Here is a 15329-nt window from a genome sequence, read left to right as displayed (position 1 = left end):
GGGTGCTGGCCTGACGGGCGTCAGGCGGCCTCGGGCTCCATCGCCGCGGCCGAGCCGTGGCGCACCGTTGCCTTGAGGCGCAGCGCCGCGATCAGCCCCACGGCGAGCACGGCAGCCGCGGCCCACACGGCCCAGGCGCTCGCGTGTGCCATGGAGTCCGGCGTCGCCTGCTGCAGGACGTGGGTGCCGAGCGCGACGGCCAGCACCGTCCCGCCCATGGCGGCACCGATCGCGGACCCCACCTGACGCACGGTCGACTGCACGGCCGAGCCCGCTCCCGACATCGCGACGGGCACGTCGCCCAGCACCAGGGACGTCACCTGGGCCGACGCGAGGCCCACGCCGACGCCGTAGACGAGCATCGTGGCGGCGACCCACCAGGAGCCGGCCTGCAGGCCGACCAGCACGCCCGTGGCAGCCACGCCGACTACCTCGAGCGCCAGCCCGAGGATCACGACGCGGGCGGCGCCGAGCGCCGCGGCGAGGTGCCGGCGGAGGCCCCTGCGACGAAGGCGCCGAGCGCCATGGTGACCAGCACGAGCCCGGCGCCGAGGGTGTCGAGACCGAGCGTGATCGTGAGGTAGAGCGGCAGCACGAAGATCAGGGCGAACTCGCCCACGGCGACGAGACCCGCCGTGACGTTGCCCCACGCGAAGCTCGGGATGCTGAACAGCGACGTGTCGAGGATCCCGACACCGCGCAGGCGACGCTCGTGCCACACGAACAAGGCGACAAACGCCGCACCGAGGACGAGGGCCACGGGCACCGGGGAGACCGGCGCGTCGAGGCCCCACGTGAAGCCCCCGACGACCAGTTCGTTCTCCGGGGTCCACCAGCCGAGGTTCGCGCCCTCGATGAGTCCGAACACCAGCGCGCCGAAGCCGACCGCAGCGAGGACGGGGCCGAGGACGTCGAACCCGAGGGCACGGTCGCCACGGGTGTCGTCGACGTAGATCAGGGTGAGCACGATGAGCACTGCGCCGATGGGCACGTTGACCCAGAAGATCCAGTTCCAGGTGGCGTACTTGGTCAGCAGCCCGCCGAGCAGCGGCCCGAGCGCCGCGGCGCCGGACATGACGGCCCCCCAGACGCCGAAGGCGACCGCGCGGTCCTTGCCGCGGAACGTGGCGTTCACCGTCGACAGCGTGGAGGGCAGGATGAGTGCTCCGCCGACGCCCTGGACGGCCCTCGCCGCGATGAGGGCCCCCGCTCCGCCGGACAGCGCGGCCAGCACGCTGCCGAGGGCGAAGAGGGCGATGCCTGCGATGAGCGTCGTGCGCCGCCCGTGCCGGTCGCCGAGGCGGCCCGCCGTCAGCAGCAACGCCGCGAACACGACCGAGTAGAGGCTGTTGACCCATTCGGCGTTGGTCAGCGACATGTCGAGGTCGCGGATGATCACCGGCAGCGAGACGCCGACGATGGTGCCGTCCAGCACGACGATGCCGAGCGAGACGGCGAGGATGCCGAGCGCCACCCAGCGGCGGCTGCCGGACAGCACGGTGGCGGGCTTCCCCGTCGCGACGGTGGGGGTATCAGGCATCCGCGTTCTTCTTGTCGAAGAACCCGATCCGGGTGCCGAGCATCAGGAGCAGGAGGACGAAGCCCGCGGTCACGCTCATGTGGCCGAGGCCCGACATGCCGGCGATCATCGGGGAGTCGGCGAAGGAGTTGCCGAGCACCTGGAGGCAGCCCTTGACGATCATCATGATGCCGGTCAGAAGGACGCCCACGTTGAAGGTGATGAGGAACGCGGTCCACCGCTTGCGCAGCCCGCTCAGCTCGAACTGCTTCTCCAGCAGGAGGAACAGGAGCCCGCAGATGGCGCCGAGCGTCAGCCAGTGGGTGTGGACCACGGCCAGCTGCGTGCCGCCCGGGTGGCCGTTGAACTTCGTGAACTCCCGGTAGAACAGGCCGCTGAGCAGGCCGAGCGCGGTGTACGCCGACGCGAGAAAGTACTGGGTCTTGAGTGCCTTGGCCATGACGATCCTAACTTTGGGGACACACTGTCTCTAACAATGCTAGGTTGGAGACACCCTGTCGTCAAACTCCATGGAAGAATGCCCACATGCCTCGAATCGCCGCCCCGACAGTCGCGGAGCACCGCGAGCAGGTGCGCTCTGCGCTGGTCGACGCCGCCGAGCGCATGCTGCGCGACGGGGAGAAGCTCACGGCGGGCGCCGTCAGCGCCGCCGCCGGCATAGCCCGCAACTCGATCTACCGGTACGTGGACAGCGTCGACGACCTCCACGGCATGGTCCTCCAGCGGTACCTGCCGGGGTGGGACCACGCCGTCACGACGGTGCTGCAGGACATCGACGACCCGCAGCGTCGGCTCGTCGAGTGGGTCCGGGTCAATCTCGAACAGGCCTCGGTCATGGGGCACGGCTGGCTCATGGAGATAGGCCGCTCCGGGGCAGGCACCTCCCCCGCGGCCGCCGCCGTCGCCGACCACGCGCACCGCATCCTGCGCGACTGGGTCGGTGACGCCTGGGCGGCGCTGGTCCCCGACGCCGAGGACGCCCGGCTGTACGCCTTCCTGACCCTGGGCCTGCTGCGGGCGGCCTTCGATCAGCTCGACTCGGGCGTCGACCTCGAGCGGGTCGTGTCGGCGGCGACGCTGGCCACCGACGCACTCGTCGCGTCCGCGGTCGCCGCGGCCGTCTGAGCCCTGGCGGCCCTGAGCGCCGCCCCGATCCGCTGCCCGACGGTGACGGCGCTGCCCACCGCGACGATGCCGAGCGCGACGACCAGGACGCCGTCCGGGGCCCCCACACCGACGGCGAAGGCGGCGGCCAGCGTCACCACGAGCCGATCGGTGCGCTCGAAGAGGCCGACGGACGCGTCCCAGCCCTCCGCCTCCGCCCGGGCCCGGGCGTAGGAGACGAGAAATCCGGTCACCAGCGCAGCCAGCGCGGTGGCGGCGACGGCGGGGCGCCCGGGGAAGGCCCACCACGCCAGCCCACAGAAGATGGCGGCGTCGGCGACGCGGTCGAGCGTGGAGTCGAGGAACGCGCCGAAGCGCGTCTCCCGCCCGGACAGCCTGGCCATGGTGCCGTCGAGGCCGTCGCCGAGCAGGGCGAGGAGGATGAGCGCCGAGCCGGACGCGAGCCGGCCGGCGGGCAGGAGCGTCAGCGCGAGGACGCAGACCAGCACCGTGCCGAGGACGGTGACGGCGCTGGGCGTCACGCCGAGCCGCGTCAGCAGCCGCGCCCCCGGCGTGAGCAGGCGGCCATAGAGGCTGCGGAGCCTGGAGAACATGGGGCCAACGGTAGCGACCCCGGCGACGCGTGAGGGGGCGGGCCGCAGCGGCCCGCCCCCTCAGGTGCGTCGGATCAGTCTGCCGTCACTCGGCGGCACCGCTGCCGGTCAGCAGGGACGCGTCGGCGGCCACCTCGGACCGGGCGACGCCCTGGAAGCTGAACGGGAGATCCGCCCCCTCCTCGGCGACGTCGACCAGGACGATCTGTCCGGCCGTGATCTCTCCGAACAGGATCTTCTCGGCGAGGATGTCCTCGATGTCGCGCTGGAGAGCACGCCGCAGCGGGCGGGCGCCGAGAACCGGATCGAAGCCGCGCTTGGCGATGAGGGTCTTGGCGGCAGGCGTGAGCTCGATGCCCATGTCCTTGTCGCGCAGACGGTCCTCGATCTGGGCCACCATCAGGTCGACGATCCGCTCGATGTCGGCCTGCGACAGCTGGTGGAACACGACGATCTCGTCGACGCGGTTCAGGAACTCGGGGCGGAAGTGCTGCTTCAGCTCGTCGGACACCTTGGCCTTCATCTTCTCGTAGCTCGACTCGGCATCGCCGGCCTTCGAGAAGCCCAGGTTCACGGACTTCGAAATGTCCCGCGTACCGAGGTTCGTGGTCATCACGATCACGGTGTTCTTGAAGTCCACGACGCGGCCCTGGGCGTCGGTCAGTCGACCCTCGTCCAGGATCTGCAGCAGCGAGTTGAAGATATCCGGGTGCGCCTTCTCGATCTCGTCGAAGAGCACGACGGAGAACGGCTTGCGGCGGACCTTCTCGGTCAGCTGGCCACCCTCTTCGTAGCCGACGTAGCCGGGAGGCGAGCCGAACATCCGGGAGGCGGTGTGCTTCTCGGAATACTCGCTCATGTCGAGGGTGATCAGGGCGTTCTCGTCGCCGAACAGGAACTCGGTAAGCGCCTTCGTCAGCTCCGTCTTACCGACGCCGGAGGGCCGGCGAAGATGAACGAGCCGCTGGGTCGCTTCGGATCCTTGAGACCTGCCCTGGTGCGGCGGATCGAACGCGACAGCGCCTTGACGGCGTCGTCCTGTCCGATGTACCGCTTGCCCAGCTCCTGTTCCATGCGGAGCAGCCGCTGCGACTCCTCCTCCGTGAGCTTGAACACCGGGATGCCCGTCGAGCCGGAGAGCACGACGGCGATCTCCTCCTCGCCGACGACAGCGGGAATGTCGGAGTCGCCCTGCTTCCAGGCCTCCTCCCGCTCGGCCCGCTGGGCGCGGAGCTTCTGCTCCTCGTCACGCAGCCGGGCGGCCCGCTCGAAGTCCTGCGCGTCGATGGCGGAGTCCTTCTCCACCTTGTTCGCCGCCAGGGCTTCGTCGAACTCCCGCAGGTCCGGCGGCGCCGTCATCCGCTGGATGCGGAGACGGGCTCCGGCCTCGTCGATCAGGTCGATGGCCTTGTCGGGCAGGAACCGGTCCTGGATGTAGCGGTCGGCCATCGTGGCGGCGGCGACGAGCGCCTCGTCGGTGATGGTGATGCGGTGGTGCGCCTCGTACCGGTCACGCAGGCCCTTGAGAATGTCGACGGTCAGGGCGACCGTCGGCTCCGCGACCTGGATCGGCTGGAAGCGCCGCTCGAGCGCGGCGTCCTTCTCGATGTGCTTGCGGTACTCGTCGAGCGTGGTGGCGCCGATGGTCTGCAGTTCGCCACGGGCCAGCATCGGCTTGAGGATGCTGGCGGCGTCGATCGCGCCCTCGGCGGCACCCGCACCCACCAGGGTGTGGATCTCGTCGATGAAGAGCATGATGTCGCCGCGGGTCTTGATCTCCTTGAGCACCTTCTTGAGGCGCTCCTCGAAGTCACCGCGGTAGCGGGAACCCGCGACCAGCGCGCCGAGATCCAGCGTGTAGATCTGCTTGTCGCGCAGCGTCTCGGGGACGTCGCCGCGCACGATGGCCTGCGCAAGGCCCTCGACGACGGCGGTCTTGCCGACTCCGGGCTCGCCGATCAGCACCGGGTTGTTCTTGGTGCGACGGCTCAGCACCGTCATCACGCGCTCGATCTCCTGCGTGCGGCCGATGACCGGGTCGAGCTGGTTCTCGCGGGCGGCCTGCGTCAGGTTGCGACCGAACTGGTCGAGGACCTGCGAGTTGCCCTTCTCGGGACCCTGGTCGGGGGCGCCGGACATGGAGGCCTCGCGGCCCTGGTAGCCGTTGATCAGCTGCAGCACGGTGCTGCGAACACGGCTCAGGTCGGCGCCGAGCTTGATCAGCACCTGGGCCGCGACACCCTCACCCTCGCGGATGAGGCCGAGCAGGATGTGCTCGGTGCCGATGTAGCTGTGGTTCATCTGCAGCGCCTCGCGGAGCGAGAGCTCGAGGACCTTCTTCGCCCGCGGCGTGAAGGGGATGTGACCGGTGGGGACCTGCTGGCCCTGGCCGATGATCTCCTCGACCTGCTCCCGGACCGCTTCGAGCGCGATGCCGAGCGACTCGAGCGCCTTCGCTGCGACGCCCTCACCCTCGTGGATGAGACCCAGCAGGATGTGCTCGGTGCCGATGAAGTTGTGGTTGAGCAGCTTCGCCTCGTCCTGCGCGAGGACGATGACGCGCCGTGCGCGGTCCGTGAACCGTTCGAACATGAAACTTCCCTCCTACCGCCCGGGAGACCGGACGGGACGTTACAAGCTTACTAACGGCCCAAGGGAATAGTTTGATCCGTCGGTTCACCTACCGCGAACGGCGCGCTGCGCGGCGGTGCCTCAGTGGGCGGCGTTGTATGCCTCGAGCACGTTGGCCGGGACGCGACCGCGGTCGGAGACCTCGAAGCCGTTCTCCCTGGCCCAGACGCGGACGGCGGCCGTGTTGGCGCCGCGGCCGGGGGCTGCGGCCTTCCTCGTGCGACCGACGCGCTGCGCCTTGGCGATGAACGGGGCGAGCGCCTCCTCGAGCTTGGCGGCATTCGCGTCGCTCAGATCGATCGAGTAGGAAGCAGAGCCGAGCGAGAATTCGACAGTGCGGTCGGCGTCTGAGCCGTCAATGTCGTCGGTGAGAAAGACGCGGATCTGGCGTGCCATGGTGTTCTCCTGATGGTAACTGGGTGGTGACTACGATAGGGAACACTACAACCACGACCGGTTCATTCCAAGGGAGCCTAAGACTTGAGCGTCAACCTGAGCATCGGCGGCTTATCCCTCCCCGGATATCGACAGATATCGCTCGGCGAACGACATCCCACCAGCGTCGGAATGATCACGGTCGAGGCCACGCGGGAAAGCGGATTCCTCACGGAGGCCGACGTCAGAGGCGGTTTCGGCCACCGGGCTGCCGAGAAATTGTTCGAGGTGCGCGACTACCGCGCCATGATCATGCTCGCAGATCGCCACGATTGGCTCGCCGCATTCAGCGGCGAACTCTGCCTCACTTTGACCGTCGAGAATGCCATGAAGTTGCGCGCCCCTGAGCGGGCCTCTACGCTGCGCACCCTTCTGGCGGAACTCGCGCGCGTCCACAGCCATCTGTCCTTCCTGTCCTATCTGCTCGAAGGCGGGGCCGAAGCGAGGTTATGGGGCGTGGTCGACGCGCTCCGCACGCACCTTCTCGGCTGGGCGGGCAACCGGATCCATCCCATGCTCGGCCGCGTCGGGGGCTCGCCTCCGACGTTCCCGACGGATGGCTGGACGCTCTGGATCCGATCCTGGACGACGTCGCCCGGCTCGCCGCCGAGCTGTCGGTGACGCTGGAGGCCGGGGACCGCTTCCGCGGCCTGGCCGTCCTTGACCGCGACGCCTGCCTGGGCTTCGGCCTGTCCGGCCCCGTGGCGCGCGCGGCCGGCCTGGACCTGGACCGGCGGGCCCTCGGCTACTGCGACTACCCACGACTCTTCCGCCCGGTGCAGCCCCGCACCGCAGGCGACGCGCATGCCCGCTTCCAGGTGCTGATCGACGAGCTCGGCTGCAGCGTCGACATGATCCGGGCCGCCGCATCGCTGGCTGAGGCCCAGCCGGGAGAGGTCTCCACCCGGCTGTCCCGCAGGCTCAAGGTCCCGGAAGGTGAGCACCGGACCGAGATCGAGGCCCCCTGGGGCATCGCCGGCTGCCTCATGGTGTCCCGGGGCGGGCAGACCCCGTGGCGGGTCGCGCTGCGCACGCCATCGTCGTCGAACCTGTCGGCGCTGGGCACCGCGCTGCTGGGGGCCCGGGAGGACCAGGTCGCCGACGTCGTCGCGAGCCTCGGCTACACGGTCGGCGACGCGGACAAGTAGCCTCCCGCAACGCAGAGGGGCCCGAGGTCGTCGACCTCGGGCCCCTCGCACGCTCCCAGGGGAGCACGACTCTCAGGCGTGACGGCGCAGCTCCGGGATGCCGTCCAGGTTCAGCTTGGCGAGATCGATCATCGTCGGGTGCTCGTCCTCGCCCCAGATGTCCTCGACGCTCGGGACCATGGCGTTACGGGGAAGGGCGACCACGTTGCCCGTCGCCTCCTCGGCCTCGAGCTCGACGATGCGCGCCTCGAGCGCCTCGATCCTGGCCTGACGCTCAGCCACCTCCGCGCGGAGCCAGACGGCGTTGCCGCGCATGCTGCTCAGCTCGGCGCGGGCGGAACCCACCTGCGAGCGCAGCTTGGCGATGACCGCCTGCAGGTTCTCGGCGCGCGCGTTGAAGCGGCCGATCATCGCGACGGACTCCTCGTGGTGCCGCACGGCCTGCTGGGCCCGCAGCGCCATCTCGTGGCGCATCTCCAGCGCGTGCTGGTCACGCTCCTGACGCAGCTCTCGCCAGGCGAGCGCCACGGCCGCGAAGGCCATGGCGACGGCGACGAGGACGCCCGCGCGGACGAACCACACGTTGCCGAGCAGGGACGCCACGGCAGCGATCGACCCCACCACGAGGATCGTGAGCGCGATGGTGCGCTCCGTTGACTTCTGTGCAGCACGTCTACCAGCCATGGCGCACAGTTTAGGTCCATGTCAACCGCTACTTCGGGCGGCGGGTCGGCGTGTCGCGCGTTAGTTCGCCCCGTCAGGCCGGGGAGGCCGAGCCTCCCTGCTCATGGTCGTCGTCGCCGTCGTCCACGACGCAGGCCCTCTCCAGCAGTGTGCCGGCGCCTGCGAGCAGCAGCGCGGCCACGATGGTGGCGGCCCCGTTGACGACGCGCTGGGCGGGCAGCGGCGCCGCGATGAGCTGCGCGTAGCGGATGACGTAGATCACGTAGGCGCCGGCGAACACGGCCCCGGTCATCACCATGGTCTTGCCGAGGACGAGGGCCGTGACCGACTCCTGCGAGGGGACGGTGTGTTCCTTGAGCCGTCTACGCAGCACCCGGCTGTAGACGGCGACGGCGACGGCCAGCAGCGCCAGCAGAGCGGCCACCGTCCAGGGAACGACCGGCGGGAACGACCCGACGGCCTCGAAGGCCATGATCACGAGCCCGCTGATCACAGCGCCGCTGATGACCGAGATGGCTGCCTGTCGGCCGGTGGTCAGCCCGAGGGTCGGGCGGTCGCTCAAAACCCTACGTTCGCGTTGATGACGACGTCGTCGCGGCGGCTCACCACCGTGGTGTCGATCTCGTCGAGCAGTTCCGCGATGGGACCGTGGCCGGCGAGTTCGCCGTTCGGGTCGACGTCGTGCCACGGGACGAGCACGAACGCCCGCTCGTGCGCCCGCGGGTGGGGAAGCTCGATGTCGTCCTCGGAGACCCGCTTGCCCACCATGATCACGTCGATGTCGAGGGTCCGCGGACCGTGGGGGACCTCGCGGGTGCGGCCGAAGTTCGCCTCGATCGCGAGCGCCCTGTCCAGGATGGTGAGGGGCTCCAGCGTCGACTCGGCGACGACGACGAGGTTCAGGAAGTCGGGCTGCTCGATGTCGCTGATGGGCGTCGTCTGATAGACGGGCGAGACCTCCACCAGAATCAGGTCGGGGTGTCGGCCAGGTAGTCGACCGCCTCCTGGAGGATCGTGGCCGAGTCGCCGAGGTTCGAGCCGAGCGAGAACACGACCTTCGAGATGGGGCGCAGGTTCCCGAGGGTATCGACGTCGATCTCAAAGGGTCCGTTAGACATGTCTACTCCTACTGATGGTGACGGAAACGTCCTGGAACGCCTGGGTGAGGGGCGCGTGCGGCTTGTGCACGGTGACCGTGACGCGCTCAACTCTGCCATGGCGGAGGCAACGCTCGGCAATCTCCCCGGCAACGGTCTCGATGAGATTGCGCGGTTCACCGCAGATCACGGCCTCCACCTCATCCGCGATGGTGGCGTAGCTCACGGTGTCGTCCAGGTCGTCGGAAGAGGTCTCCAGCGGCAGTTCGAGCTCCACGTCGACGACGAACGCCTGGCCCTCCCTGCGCTCGTGCTCGAAGACGCCGTGGTAACCGGTCGCGGTGAGTCCGGTCAGTGTGATGCGGTCGATGGGTCGCTCCCTCCGGGATAGGCCGAGACTAGCGCACCCCACCGGCACGCTCCCCCGGTGGGGGCGGGAGCGGCGCGAGGGGCCGTTCGTCGTGGAGCCGCCCTGCGACGGCGAGTGCATCGGCCTGGCCGACGATGTCGTGCGTGCGCACGGCCCAGGCCCCGTGCTGCGCGGCCCAGAATGTGACGGCGGCTGTGGCGGCGTCCCTGTCACGCGGCGCCCGGGCGCCGAGCAGGCCTCCGAGGAAGGCCTTGCGGGAGGCCCCGACGAGCAGCCGATGCCCCAGGCCGGTGAAGGTGTCGAGGTTCCGCAGCAGGGCCCAGTTGTGGTCCCACGTCTTCGCGAAGCCGAGGCCGGGGTCGAGGATGATCCGATCGGCCCGGATGCCGGCCGCCAGCGCAGCGTCCCGCCGCGCGAGCAGTTCGTCGCGGACGTCCGCCACCACGTCGCCGTAGTGTGCGGCGTCGCTCATCGTGGCCGAGTGGGCGCGCCAGTGCATGATGACGAAGTCGGCCTCCGCCTCGGCGACCACGCCCACCATGTCGGGGTCGGCGAGTCCTCCGGAGACGTCGTTGACGATGCGGGCTCCCGCTGCGACGGCCCGTCGCGCCACCTCGGCACGCATGGTGTCGACGGAGACCGTGCCACCGGCGGCCGCGATGGCGGCGATGACCGGGACGACACGGGCCGCCTCCTCGTCGGCGGCCACCCGCTCCGCGCCGGGCCGGGTGCTCTCGCCCCCCACGTCGACGATGGCCGCCCCGTCGGCGAGCATCCGCAGGGCGTGCGCGACGGCCACGTCGTGGCGGAGGAAGTCGCCGCCGTCGGAGAAGGAGTCGGGGGTGACGTTCAGGATCCCCATGATGAGGGTCACCGGGTCACCTGCCGAGGATGAGGCTCATCGCTTCCGCGCGGGTGGCGGGATCCCGCAACTGGCCGCGCACCGCGGACGTCACGGTGCGGCTGCCGGGCTTGCGCACGCCACGCATCGTCATGCAGGTGTGCTCGGCCTCGATCACGACGATCACGCCGCGCGCGTGCAGGTGCTTCACGAGGGCCTCTGCGATCTGCGTGGTCAGCCGCTCCTGGACCTGGAGCCGACGCCCGTACATCTCCACGAGGCGGGCGAGCTTGGACAGCCCGGTGACGCGCCCGTCCTCGGACGGGATGTAGCCGATGTGGGCGACACCGGTGAAGGGGAGCAGGTGGTGCTCGCACATGCTGACGAGTCGGATGTCCTTCACGAGGACCAACTCGTCGTGCTCAATGTCGAAGGTCGTGCCGAGGATCTCCTCGATGTCCTGGTCGTAGCCGCCGATCAGTTCCTCCCAGGCGCGGGCCACCCGCTCCGGGGTCTCGTCGAGGCCGTCGCGGTCCGGGTCCTCACCGATGGCGGCAAGGAGCTCACGGACCGCTGCCGCGGCGCGCGGCCTGTCGACGGCCATCACAGACCGCTCTGGTAGGTCGGGGGTGCCCACTGGCCCGGCTCGGATGCCTCCTGCTGCGGCTCGGCGAAGCCGGGGCCGGCGCTGGGCGGGAGCTGCGGGGCCCCGTCCTCGGCGGGGAGGCTGGGCGACGTGGGCACATCGACGGGAGGAAGCTCGGACGGGATCCGGTCGTCGGATCCGGTCCAGGCCGGACGCTTGTCGCGGCGGCGCAGCGGCTTGAACACCTCGGCGACCTCCTGCTTGTTCAGCGTCTCCCTCTCGAACAGCTCGCGCACCAGGGCGTCGAGCACGTCGCGGTTCTCCTCGAGGACGTCGAAGGCCTCCTGGTGGGCGGTGTGGATGAGGTTGGCCACCTCCGCGTCGACGATCGACGCCATGTTCTCGGAGAACTCGGTCGACGAGTCCGTTCCGCGCATGCCCATGAACGGCTCGGAGTCGCCGCCCCCGAGCTTGACCGAGCCCACCTTCTCGCTCATGCCGTACTGCATGACCATGGCGCGGGCCACCTTGGTGGCCTTCTCGATGTCGTTGGCGGCGCCGGTGGTCGGGTCGTGGAACACGAGTTCCTCCGCGGCCCGCCCGCCCATCATGTAGGCGAGCTGGTCGAGGAGTTCGCCGCGGGTCTGCGAGTACTTGTCGGTGTCCGGCATCACCATCGTGTAGCCGAGGGCCCGCCCGCGGGGCAGGATCGTCACCTTCTGCACCGGGTCGTTGCCCGGCATGGCCGCCGCGACGAGGGCGTGGCCACCCTCGTGGTACGCCGTGATGAGCCGCTCCCGGTCGTTCATGAGGCGGGTGCGTTTCTGCGGGCCGGCGATGACACGGTCGATGGCCTCGTCCAGCTGCGGCTGGCGGATCATCTCCATGTTCATGCGGGCCGCCAGCAGCGCGGCCTCGTTGAGGACGTTGGCCAGGTCCGCTCCGGAGAAGCCGGGGGTGCGGCGCGCGATCGACACGAGGTCGACGTCGCTGGCGAGCGGCTTGCCCTTCGCGTGGACCCGGAGGATGTGGGCACGGCCCTCCGCGTCGGGCGCCTCGACGCCGATCTGCCGGTCGAAGCGGCCGGGGCGCAGGAGCGCCGGGTCAAGGACGTCGGGCCGGTTCGTGGCGGCGATCAGGATGACGCCGCCGCGAACGTCGAAGCCGTCCATCTCCACCAGGAGCTGGTTGAGGGTCTGTTCGCGCTCGTCGTGGCCGCCGCCCATGCCTGCGCCACGGTGCCGTCCGACGGCGTCGATCTCGTCGATGAAGATGATCGCCGGGGCGTTCTCCTTGGCCTGCGTGAACAGGTCACGGACGCGGGAGGCGCCGACGCCGACGAACATCTCGACGAAGTCGGAGCCGGAGATGGAGAAGAAGGGGACGCCGGCCTCGCCGGCGACGGCGCGCGCCAGCAGCGTCTTGCCAGTTCCGGGCGGGCCGTAGAGCAGGACGCCCTTGGGGATCTTGGCGCCGAGCTTCTGGAACTTGGAGGGCTCCGCGAGGAACTCCTTGATCTCCTCGAGCTCCTCGACGGCCTCGTCCGCGCCGGCGACGTCGGAGAACGTCGTCTTCGGCGTGTCCTTGGAGACGAGCTTGGCGCGCGACTTGCCGAACGACAGCGGCGACCCGCTCCCGCCGCTCGACATGGAACGCATGATCCAGAAGAACAGGAAGATGATCAGCAGGAACGGGACACCCGTGTACAGCAGGGTCTGCCAGAACCCCGGCGTGGGGTTGCGACCCGACCAGTTCTCCAGCGTCTTGTCGGCCTTCTTCGCCTCGAGCAACGGGACGATGTCGTCGACCTGGTTGCCGACCCAGGCGGACTGGGTCTTTTCGTTGTCCGCCGTCGTCACCTGGATCGCCTGTTCGCCGTCGACGAGGACGACTTCCTTCAGCTTGGTGTCGGACTGCAGCAGCGCCAACGTCTCAGAGGTTGGCACGGTCTTGAAGCCGGCCATGGAGGAGAACACCTGCATGCCCAGCGCGAGGAAGAGCACGGTGATCAGGATCCAGGCCAACGGGCTCTTGAGGAACTTCTGCAAGTCAGTCCGATCTGCGTCGTGTCGCCGAGGGTTCAGCGCACCGAAAGATTACCAGCGGGAGCAACCGGGGCAGGCGGTCTCGCGCGCCGTGATGCGCGGCCGGGGCCGGAGAGCCCGGGGAAAACACGGGAGGGGGCGACGTGTGTCGCCCCCTCCCGTCCCTGTGCGGTCAGCGACGCGCTGTGTGCCGTCGGCCATGGGCCACGGCGGCGGCACCGATCAGCAGCAGGGGAATCAGCGCCGGAAGTTCCCCCGAATCGGCGCCGGTGGAGGGGAGGCCGGGCCGCGGGGGCTCAACGGCGTCGAACGTGTTGGTGACGACGACATCGCTCACCGTGCCGTCGCCGACGACGACGGATGGCCTGTCGAACGCGGCACCCTGCCAGTTCCCGCCGGGCACCGCTGGGGGCGTGAGCTCGGTGAACGTGACGACCGCACCGAAGGGAAGCGGACCGCTGGTGACAGCCTCCCGTCCGCCTTGACGACGAGCTGACCGCCTCCACCGGCGAAGCCCACGCCCGCCGGGTACGTGTAGGTGACGGTGAACCCGGTGTCAGCGGGGACGAGCGGGGCGCCGGACCCGGCGACGGCCTTCGTGAGCGCGATGACGCCGGTCCGCAGCGTGCCCGTGTTGGTGACGGTGACGGACGTGACCTTCCCGCCGGACAGGTCGAACGCGGACGCGGACCACACCCGGGGACCAGGCGATGTGTCCCGGTCCGGTGGGGGTGTCCTCCGCGACGACCACGGTCGAGCCGCGCACGAACTCGGGGCTACGCCAGGTGTCTCCCCCCGCGACGCTCCACTCCCCCTTCACGACCTCACCGGTCGGCGTGGTGACGGTGTAGGTACCGGTGAACAGCTGATCCGCCGGCAGGCCCTGGACATCTCCCTCGACCTGTTTGGTGATCGCGAAACCCCCACGTCGGTCCCGATGCCGGAACCGCCGCCACCCGCATAACGGACGACGCCTTCGGTTTCTCCGTCCTTCACATTCTCGACCATGAACTCGGCCCGATTGTTGTAGAACTCGACACCGCTGACATTGAGCATTCTGGTCTTGTAGACGACCTGGTAGTAGTAGCCCTTCTTGGCCGTGAAGGTGACGCTGCCATCCGCACCGACGGTGTAATCGGTGGCCCGTTGCCAGTTGATCGGCGATTACGGCCCCACCTCATTGGTCTCCTGGAGCCGCGGGGTGTTCTCCTGTGGCTTGCGCCGCTATATGGCGGGGTTCTGTCGGAGCTCAGTGGCGGCCTCCAAGCACGCGGGCAAGAGGGCGCTGCGAGTGAGGCTCACGTTCCGCAAGCCGATCGCCAGCGGCGCCAAGTCGTTCACCGCGCTGGCGGTCATGCGGCTGGTCGAGGACGGCGTGCTGCGGCTGGACGATCCGGTGCGCCGGTTCCTCGGCGACGACCTGCCGCTCATCGACGACGCCGTCACCGTCGAGCACCTGCTCACGCACACCTCCGGGATCGGGGACTACCTCGACGAGGAGGCGGACTGGGACGTCGACAACTACGTGCTGCCGGTGCCCGTGCATCTCCTCGGCGAGACCGAGGCGTTCGTGCCGGTGCTCGACGGGTCCCCGCAGGCGTTCGCGCCCGGGGGGCGCTTCGCCTACTGCAACGGCGGCTACGTGGTGCTGGCGCTGGTGGCCGAGCGCGCCTCTGGGCGGGGCTATCACGCGCTGGTGGAGCAGGAGGTGTGCGCGCGGGCCGGCCTGGAGGCGACCGGGTTCCCGCGCTCGGACGACCTGCCCGCCGACGTCGCCCTGGGGTACCTGGACGCCGAGGGCAACCGGAGCAACGTGCTGCACCTGCCGGTGCGCGGCAGCGGCGACGGCGGCATCTGCACGAGCGCGGGCGACCTGCACCGGTTTTGGCGGGCGTTCCTCGGCGGGCGGATCGTGTCGCCCGAGACGGTCGCGGAGATGATCCGGCCGCGGCACGACGTGCCCGCCGAGGGCATGCGCTACGGCATGGGCTTCTGGCTGCACGGCACCGGCAGCGCGCTGGTGATGGAGGGCTACGACCCGGGCGTCTCGTTCCGTTCGACCCACGACCCGGCGACGGCGACGACGGTCAGCGTGCTGGGCAACAGCTCGGAGGGCGCGTGGCCCGTGATCGGCTACCTCGCCGAGGCGTTCCCGTCCCCGCCGACGGCGTAGGCGCCGCTTCGGGCGGCGGGGCACCTTCGCGCTACGGTTGTCCGTGGCCCCCTCCAGGGCC

Annotated in this window: 17 protein-coding genes and 3 pseudogenes; 4 read left to right on the top strand and 16 right to left on the bottom strand. The window is 69.8% G+C overall.

Annotation, left to right across the window (positions count from 1 at the left end; all coding sequences use genetic code 11):
* Nucleotides 1-20: 20 nt before the first annotated feature.
* Nucleotides 21-1540, bottom strand: a pseudogene (locus tag H9L22_RS18035) (MFS transporter).
* Nucleotides 1533-1979, bottom strand: a complete 447-nt coding sequence (locus H9L22_RS18030; protein WP_187721075.1) for a DUF2871 domain-containing protein — start codon at nt 1977-1979, stop codon at nt 1533-1535. The pseudogene H9L22_RS18035 and the gene H9L22_RS18030 overlap by 8 nt, the downstream one beginning before the upstream one ends.
* 86 nt (nt 1980-2065) lie before the next feature.
* Between H9L22_RS18030 and H9L22_RS18025 the strand changes: the two genes are divergently transcribed.
* Nucleotides 2066-2665, top strand: a complete 600-nt coding sequence (locus H9L22_RS18025) for a TetR/AcrR family transcriptional regulator (RefSeq protein ID WP_187721074.1) — start codon at nt 2066-2068, stop codon at nt 2663-2665.
* On the opposite strand, the gene pgsA is transcribed toward H9L22_RS18025, so the two are convergent.
* The 3 genes and pseudogenes from pgsA to H9L22_RS18010 all read right to left on the bottom strand — a co-directional run bounded on the left by pgsA (nt 2569) and on the right by H9L22_RS18010 (nt 6285).
* Nucleotides 2569-3258: a phosphatidylinositol phosphate synthase gene (pgsA, locus tag H9L22_RS18020; protein ID WP_187721073.1), complete on the bottom strand. Its 690-nt coding sequence runs from the start codon at nt 3256-3258 to the stop codon at nt 2569-2571. The genes H9L22_RS18025 and pgsA overlap by 97 nt on opposite strands.
* A gap of 85 nt (nt 3259-3343) precedes the next feature.
* Nucleotides 3344-5850 (bottom strand): annotated as a pseudogene (locus H9L22_RS18015) (ATP-dependent Clp protease ATP-binding subunit).
* A 120-nt stretch (nt 5851-5970) separates the two neighbouring features.
* Entirely contained in the window at nt 5971-6285 is a 315-nt protein-coding gene (locus H9L22_RS18010; RefSeq protein WP_187721072.1) for a histone-like nucleoid-structuring protein Lsr2, read from the bottom strand.
* A gap of 84 nt (nt 6286-6369) precedes the next feature.
* Here H9L22_RS18010 and H9L22_RS19330 point away from each other — a divergent pair, with 84 nt between their 5' ends.
* Nucleotides 6370-6945 carry a hypothetical protein gene (locus H9L22_RS19330; protein WP_226965986.1) on the top strand — a complete coding sequence of 192 codons (576 nt, stop codon included), beginning with the start codon at nt 6370-6372 and terminating at the stop codon, nt 6943-6945.
* The gene (locus H9L22_RS18005) at nt 6885-7472 is read left to right on the top strand and encodes an NADH-quinone oxidoreductase subunit D-related protein (protein ID WP_226966353.1); all 588 of its coding nucleotides are present in this window, start codon (nt 6885-6887) and stop codon (nt 7470-7472) included. The genes H9L22_RS19330 and H9L22_RS18005 overlap by 61 nt, the downstream gene beginning before the upstream one ends.
* Nucleotides 7473-7544: 72 nt before the next feature.
* Here H9L22_RS18005 and H9L22_RS18000 read toward each other — a convergent pair whose 3' ends face one another.
* The 11 genes and pseudogenes from H9L22_RS18000 to H9L22_RS20700 form a co-directional block, all read right to left on the bottom strand.
* The gene (locus H9L22_RS18000; RefSeq protein ID WP_187721070.1) at nt 7545-8156 is read right to left on the bottom strand and encodes a hypothetical protein; all 612 of its coding nucleotides are present in this window, start codon (nt 8154-8156) and stop codon (nt 7545-7547) included.
* Nucleotides 8157-8229: 73 nt separating this feature from the next.
* The gene (locus H9L22_RS17995) at nt 8230-8718 is read right to left on the bottom strand and encodes a DUF3180 family protein (RefSeq protein WP_187721069.1); all 489 of its coding nucleotides are present in this window, start codon (nt 8716-8718) and stop codon (nt 8230-8232) included.
* Nucleotides 8715-9119, bottom strand: a complete 405-nt coding sequence (folK, locus tag H9L22_RS17990; RefSeq protein ID WP_406707801.1) for a 2-amino-4-hydroxy-6-hydroxymethyldihydropteridine diphosphokinase — start codon at nt 9117-9119, stop codon at nt 8715-8717. Before folK ends, H9L22_RS17995 begins: the two co-directional genes overlap by 4 nt.
* Nucleotides 9120-9124: 5 nt before the next feature.
* Nucleotides 9125-9274, bottom strand: coding sequence for a hypothetical protein (locus tag H9L22_RS20710; protein ID WP_406707800.1), 150 nt, complete (start codon nt 9272-9274; stop codon nt 9125-9127).
* Entirely contained in the window at nt 9267-9671 is a 405-nt protein-coding gene (gene folB / locus H9L22_RS17985; RefSeq protein ID WP_226965985.1) for a dihydroneopterin aldolase, read from the bottom strand. Before folB ends, H9L22_RS20710 begins: the two co-directional genes overlap by 8 nt.
* Nucleotides 9652-10497, bottom strand: a complete 846-nt coding sequence (folP, locus tag H9L22_RS17980; protein WP_455431970.1) for a dihydropteroate synthase — start codon at nt 10495-10497, stop codon at nt 9652-9654. The genes folB and folP overlap by 20 nt, the downstream gene beginning before the upstream one ends.
* A gap of 4 nt (nt 10498-10501) precedes the next feature.
* A complete protein-coding gene (folE, locus tag H9L22_RS17975) occupies nt 10502-11068 on the bottom strand; it encodes a GTP cyclohydrolase I FolE (RefSeq protein WP_187721067.1) in 567 nt (188 codons plus the stop codon).
* Nucleotides 11068-13098, bottom strand: a complete 2031-nt coding sequence (ftsH, locus tag H9L22_RS17970; RefSeq protein WP_187721066.1) for an ATP-dependent zinc metalloprotease FtsH — start codon at nt 13096-13098, stop codon at nt 11068-11070. The genes folE and ftsH overlap by 1 nt, the downstream gene beginning before the upstream one ends.
* Before the next feature lie 169 nt (nt 13099-13267).
* The gene (locus H9L22_RS19990) at nt 13268-13432 is read right to left on the bottom strand and encodes an LPXTG cell wall anchor domain-containing protein (RefSeq protein WP_187721065.1); all 165 of its coding nucleotides are present in this window, start codon (nt 13430-13432) and stop codon (nt 13268-13270) included.
* Between the two features lie 27 nt (nt 13433-13459).
* Nucleotides 13460-13516 (bottom strand): annotated as a pseudogene (locus H9L22_RS20705) (hypothetical protein); the annotation flags it as partial.
* A gap of 135 nt (nt 13517-13651) precedes the next feature.
* Nucleotides 13652-14008, bottom strand: coding sequence for a DUF5979 domain-containing protein (locus H9L22_RS20700; protein WP_226966352.1), 357 nt, complete (start codon nt 14006-14008; stop codon nt 13652-13654).
* 378 nt (nt 14009-14386) lie between these two features.
* Here H9L22_RS20700 and H9L22_RS17955 point away from each other — a divergent pair, with 378 nt between their 5' ends.
* Entirely contained in the window at nt 14387-15268 is an 882-nt protein-coding gene (locus tag H9L22_RS17955; protein ID WP_226965984.1) for a serine hydrolase domain-containing protein, read from the top strand.
* The last annotated feature ends 61 nt before the right edge of the window (nt 15269-15329 follow it).

Origin of the sequence: Tessaracoccus defluvii, assembly GCF_014489575.1 — a bacterium.
Taxonomy (GTDB): domain Bacteria; phylum Actinomycetota; class Actinomycetes; order Propionibacteriales; family Propionibacteriaceae; genus Arachnia; species Arachnia defluvii.
The sequence above is the reverse complement of the archived record's forward strand: the minus strand, read 5'-3'. Positions and strand labels throughout refer to the sequence as shown.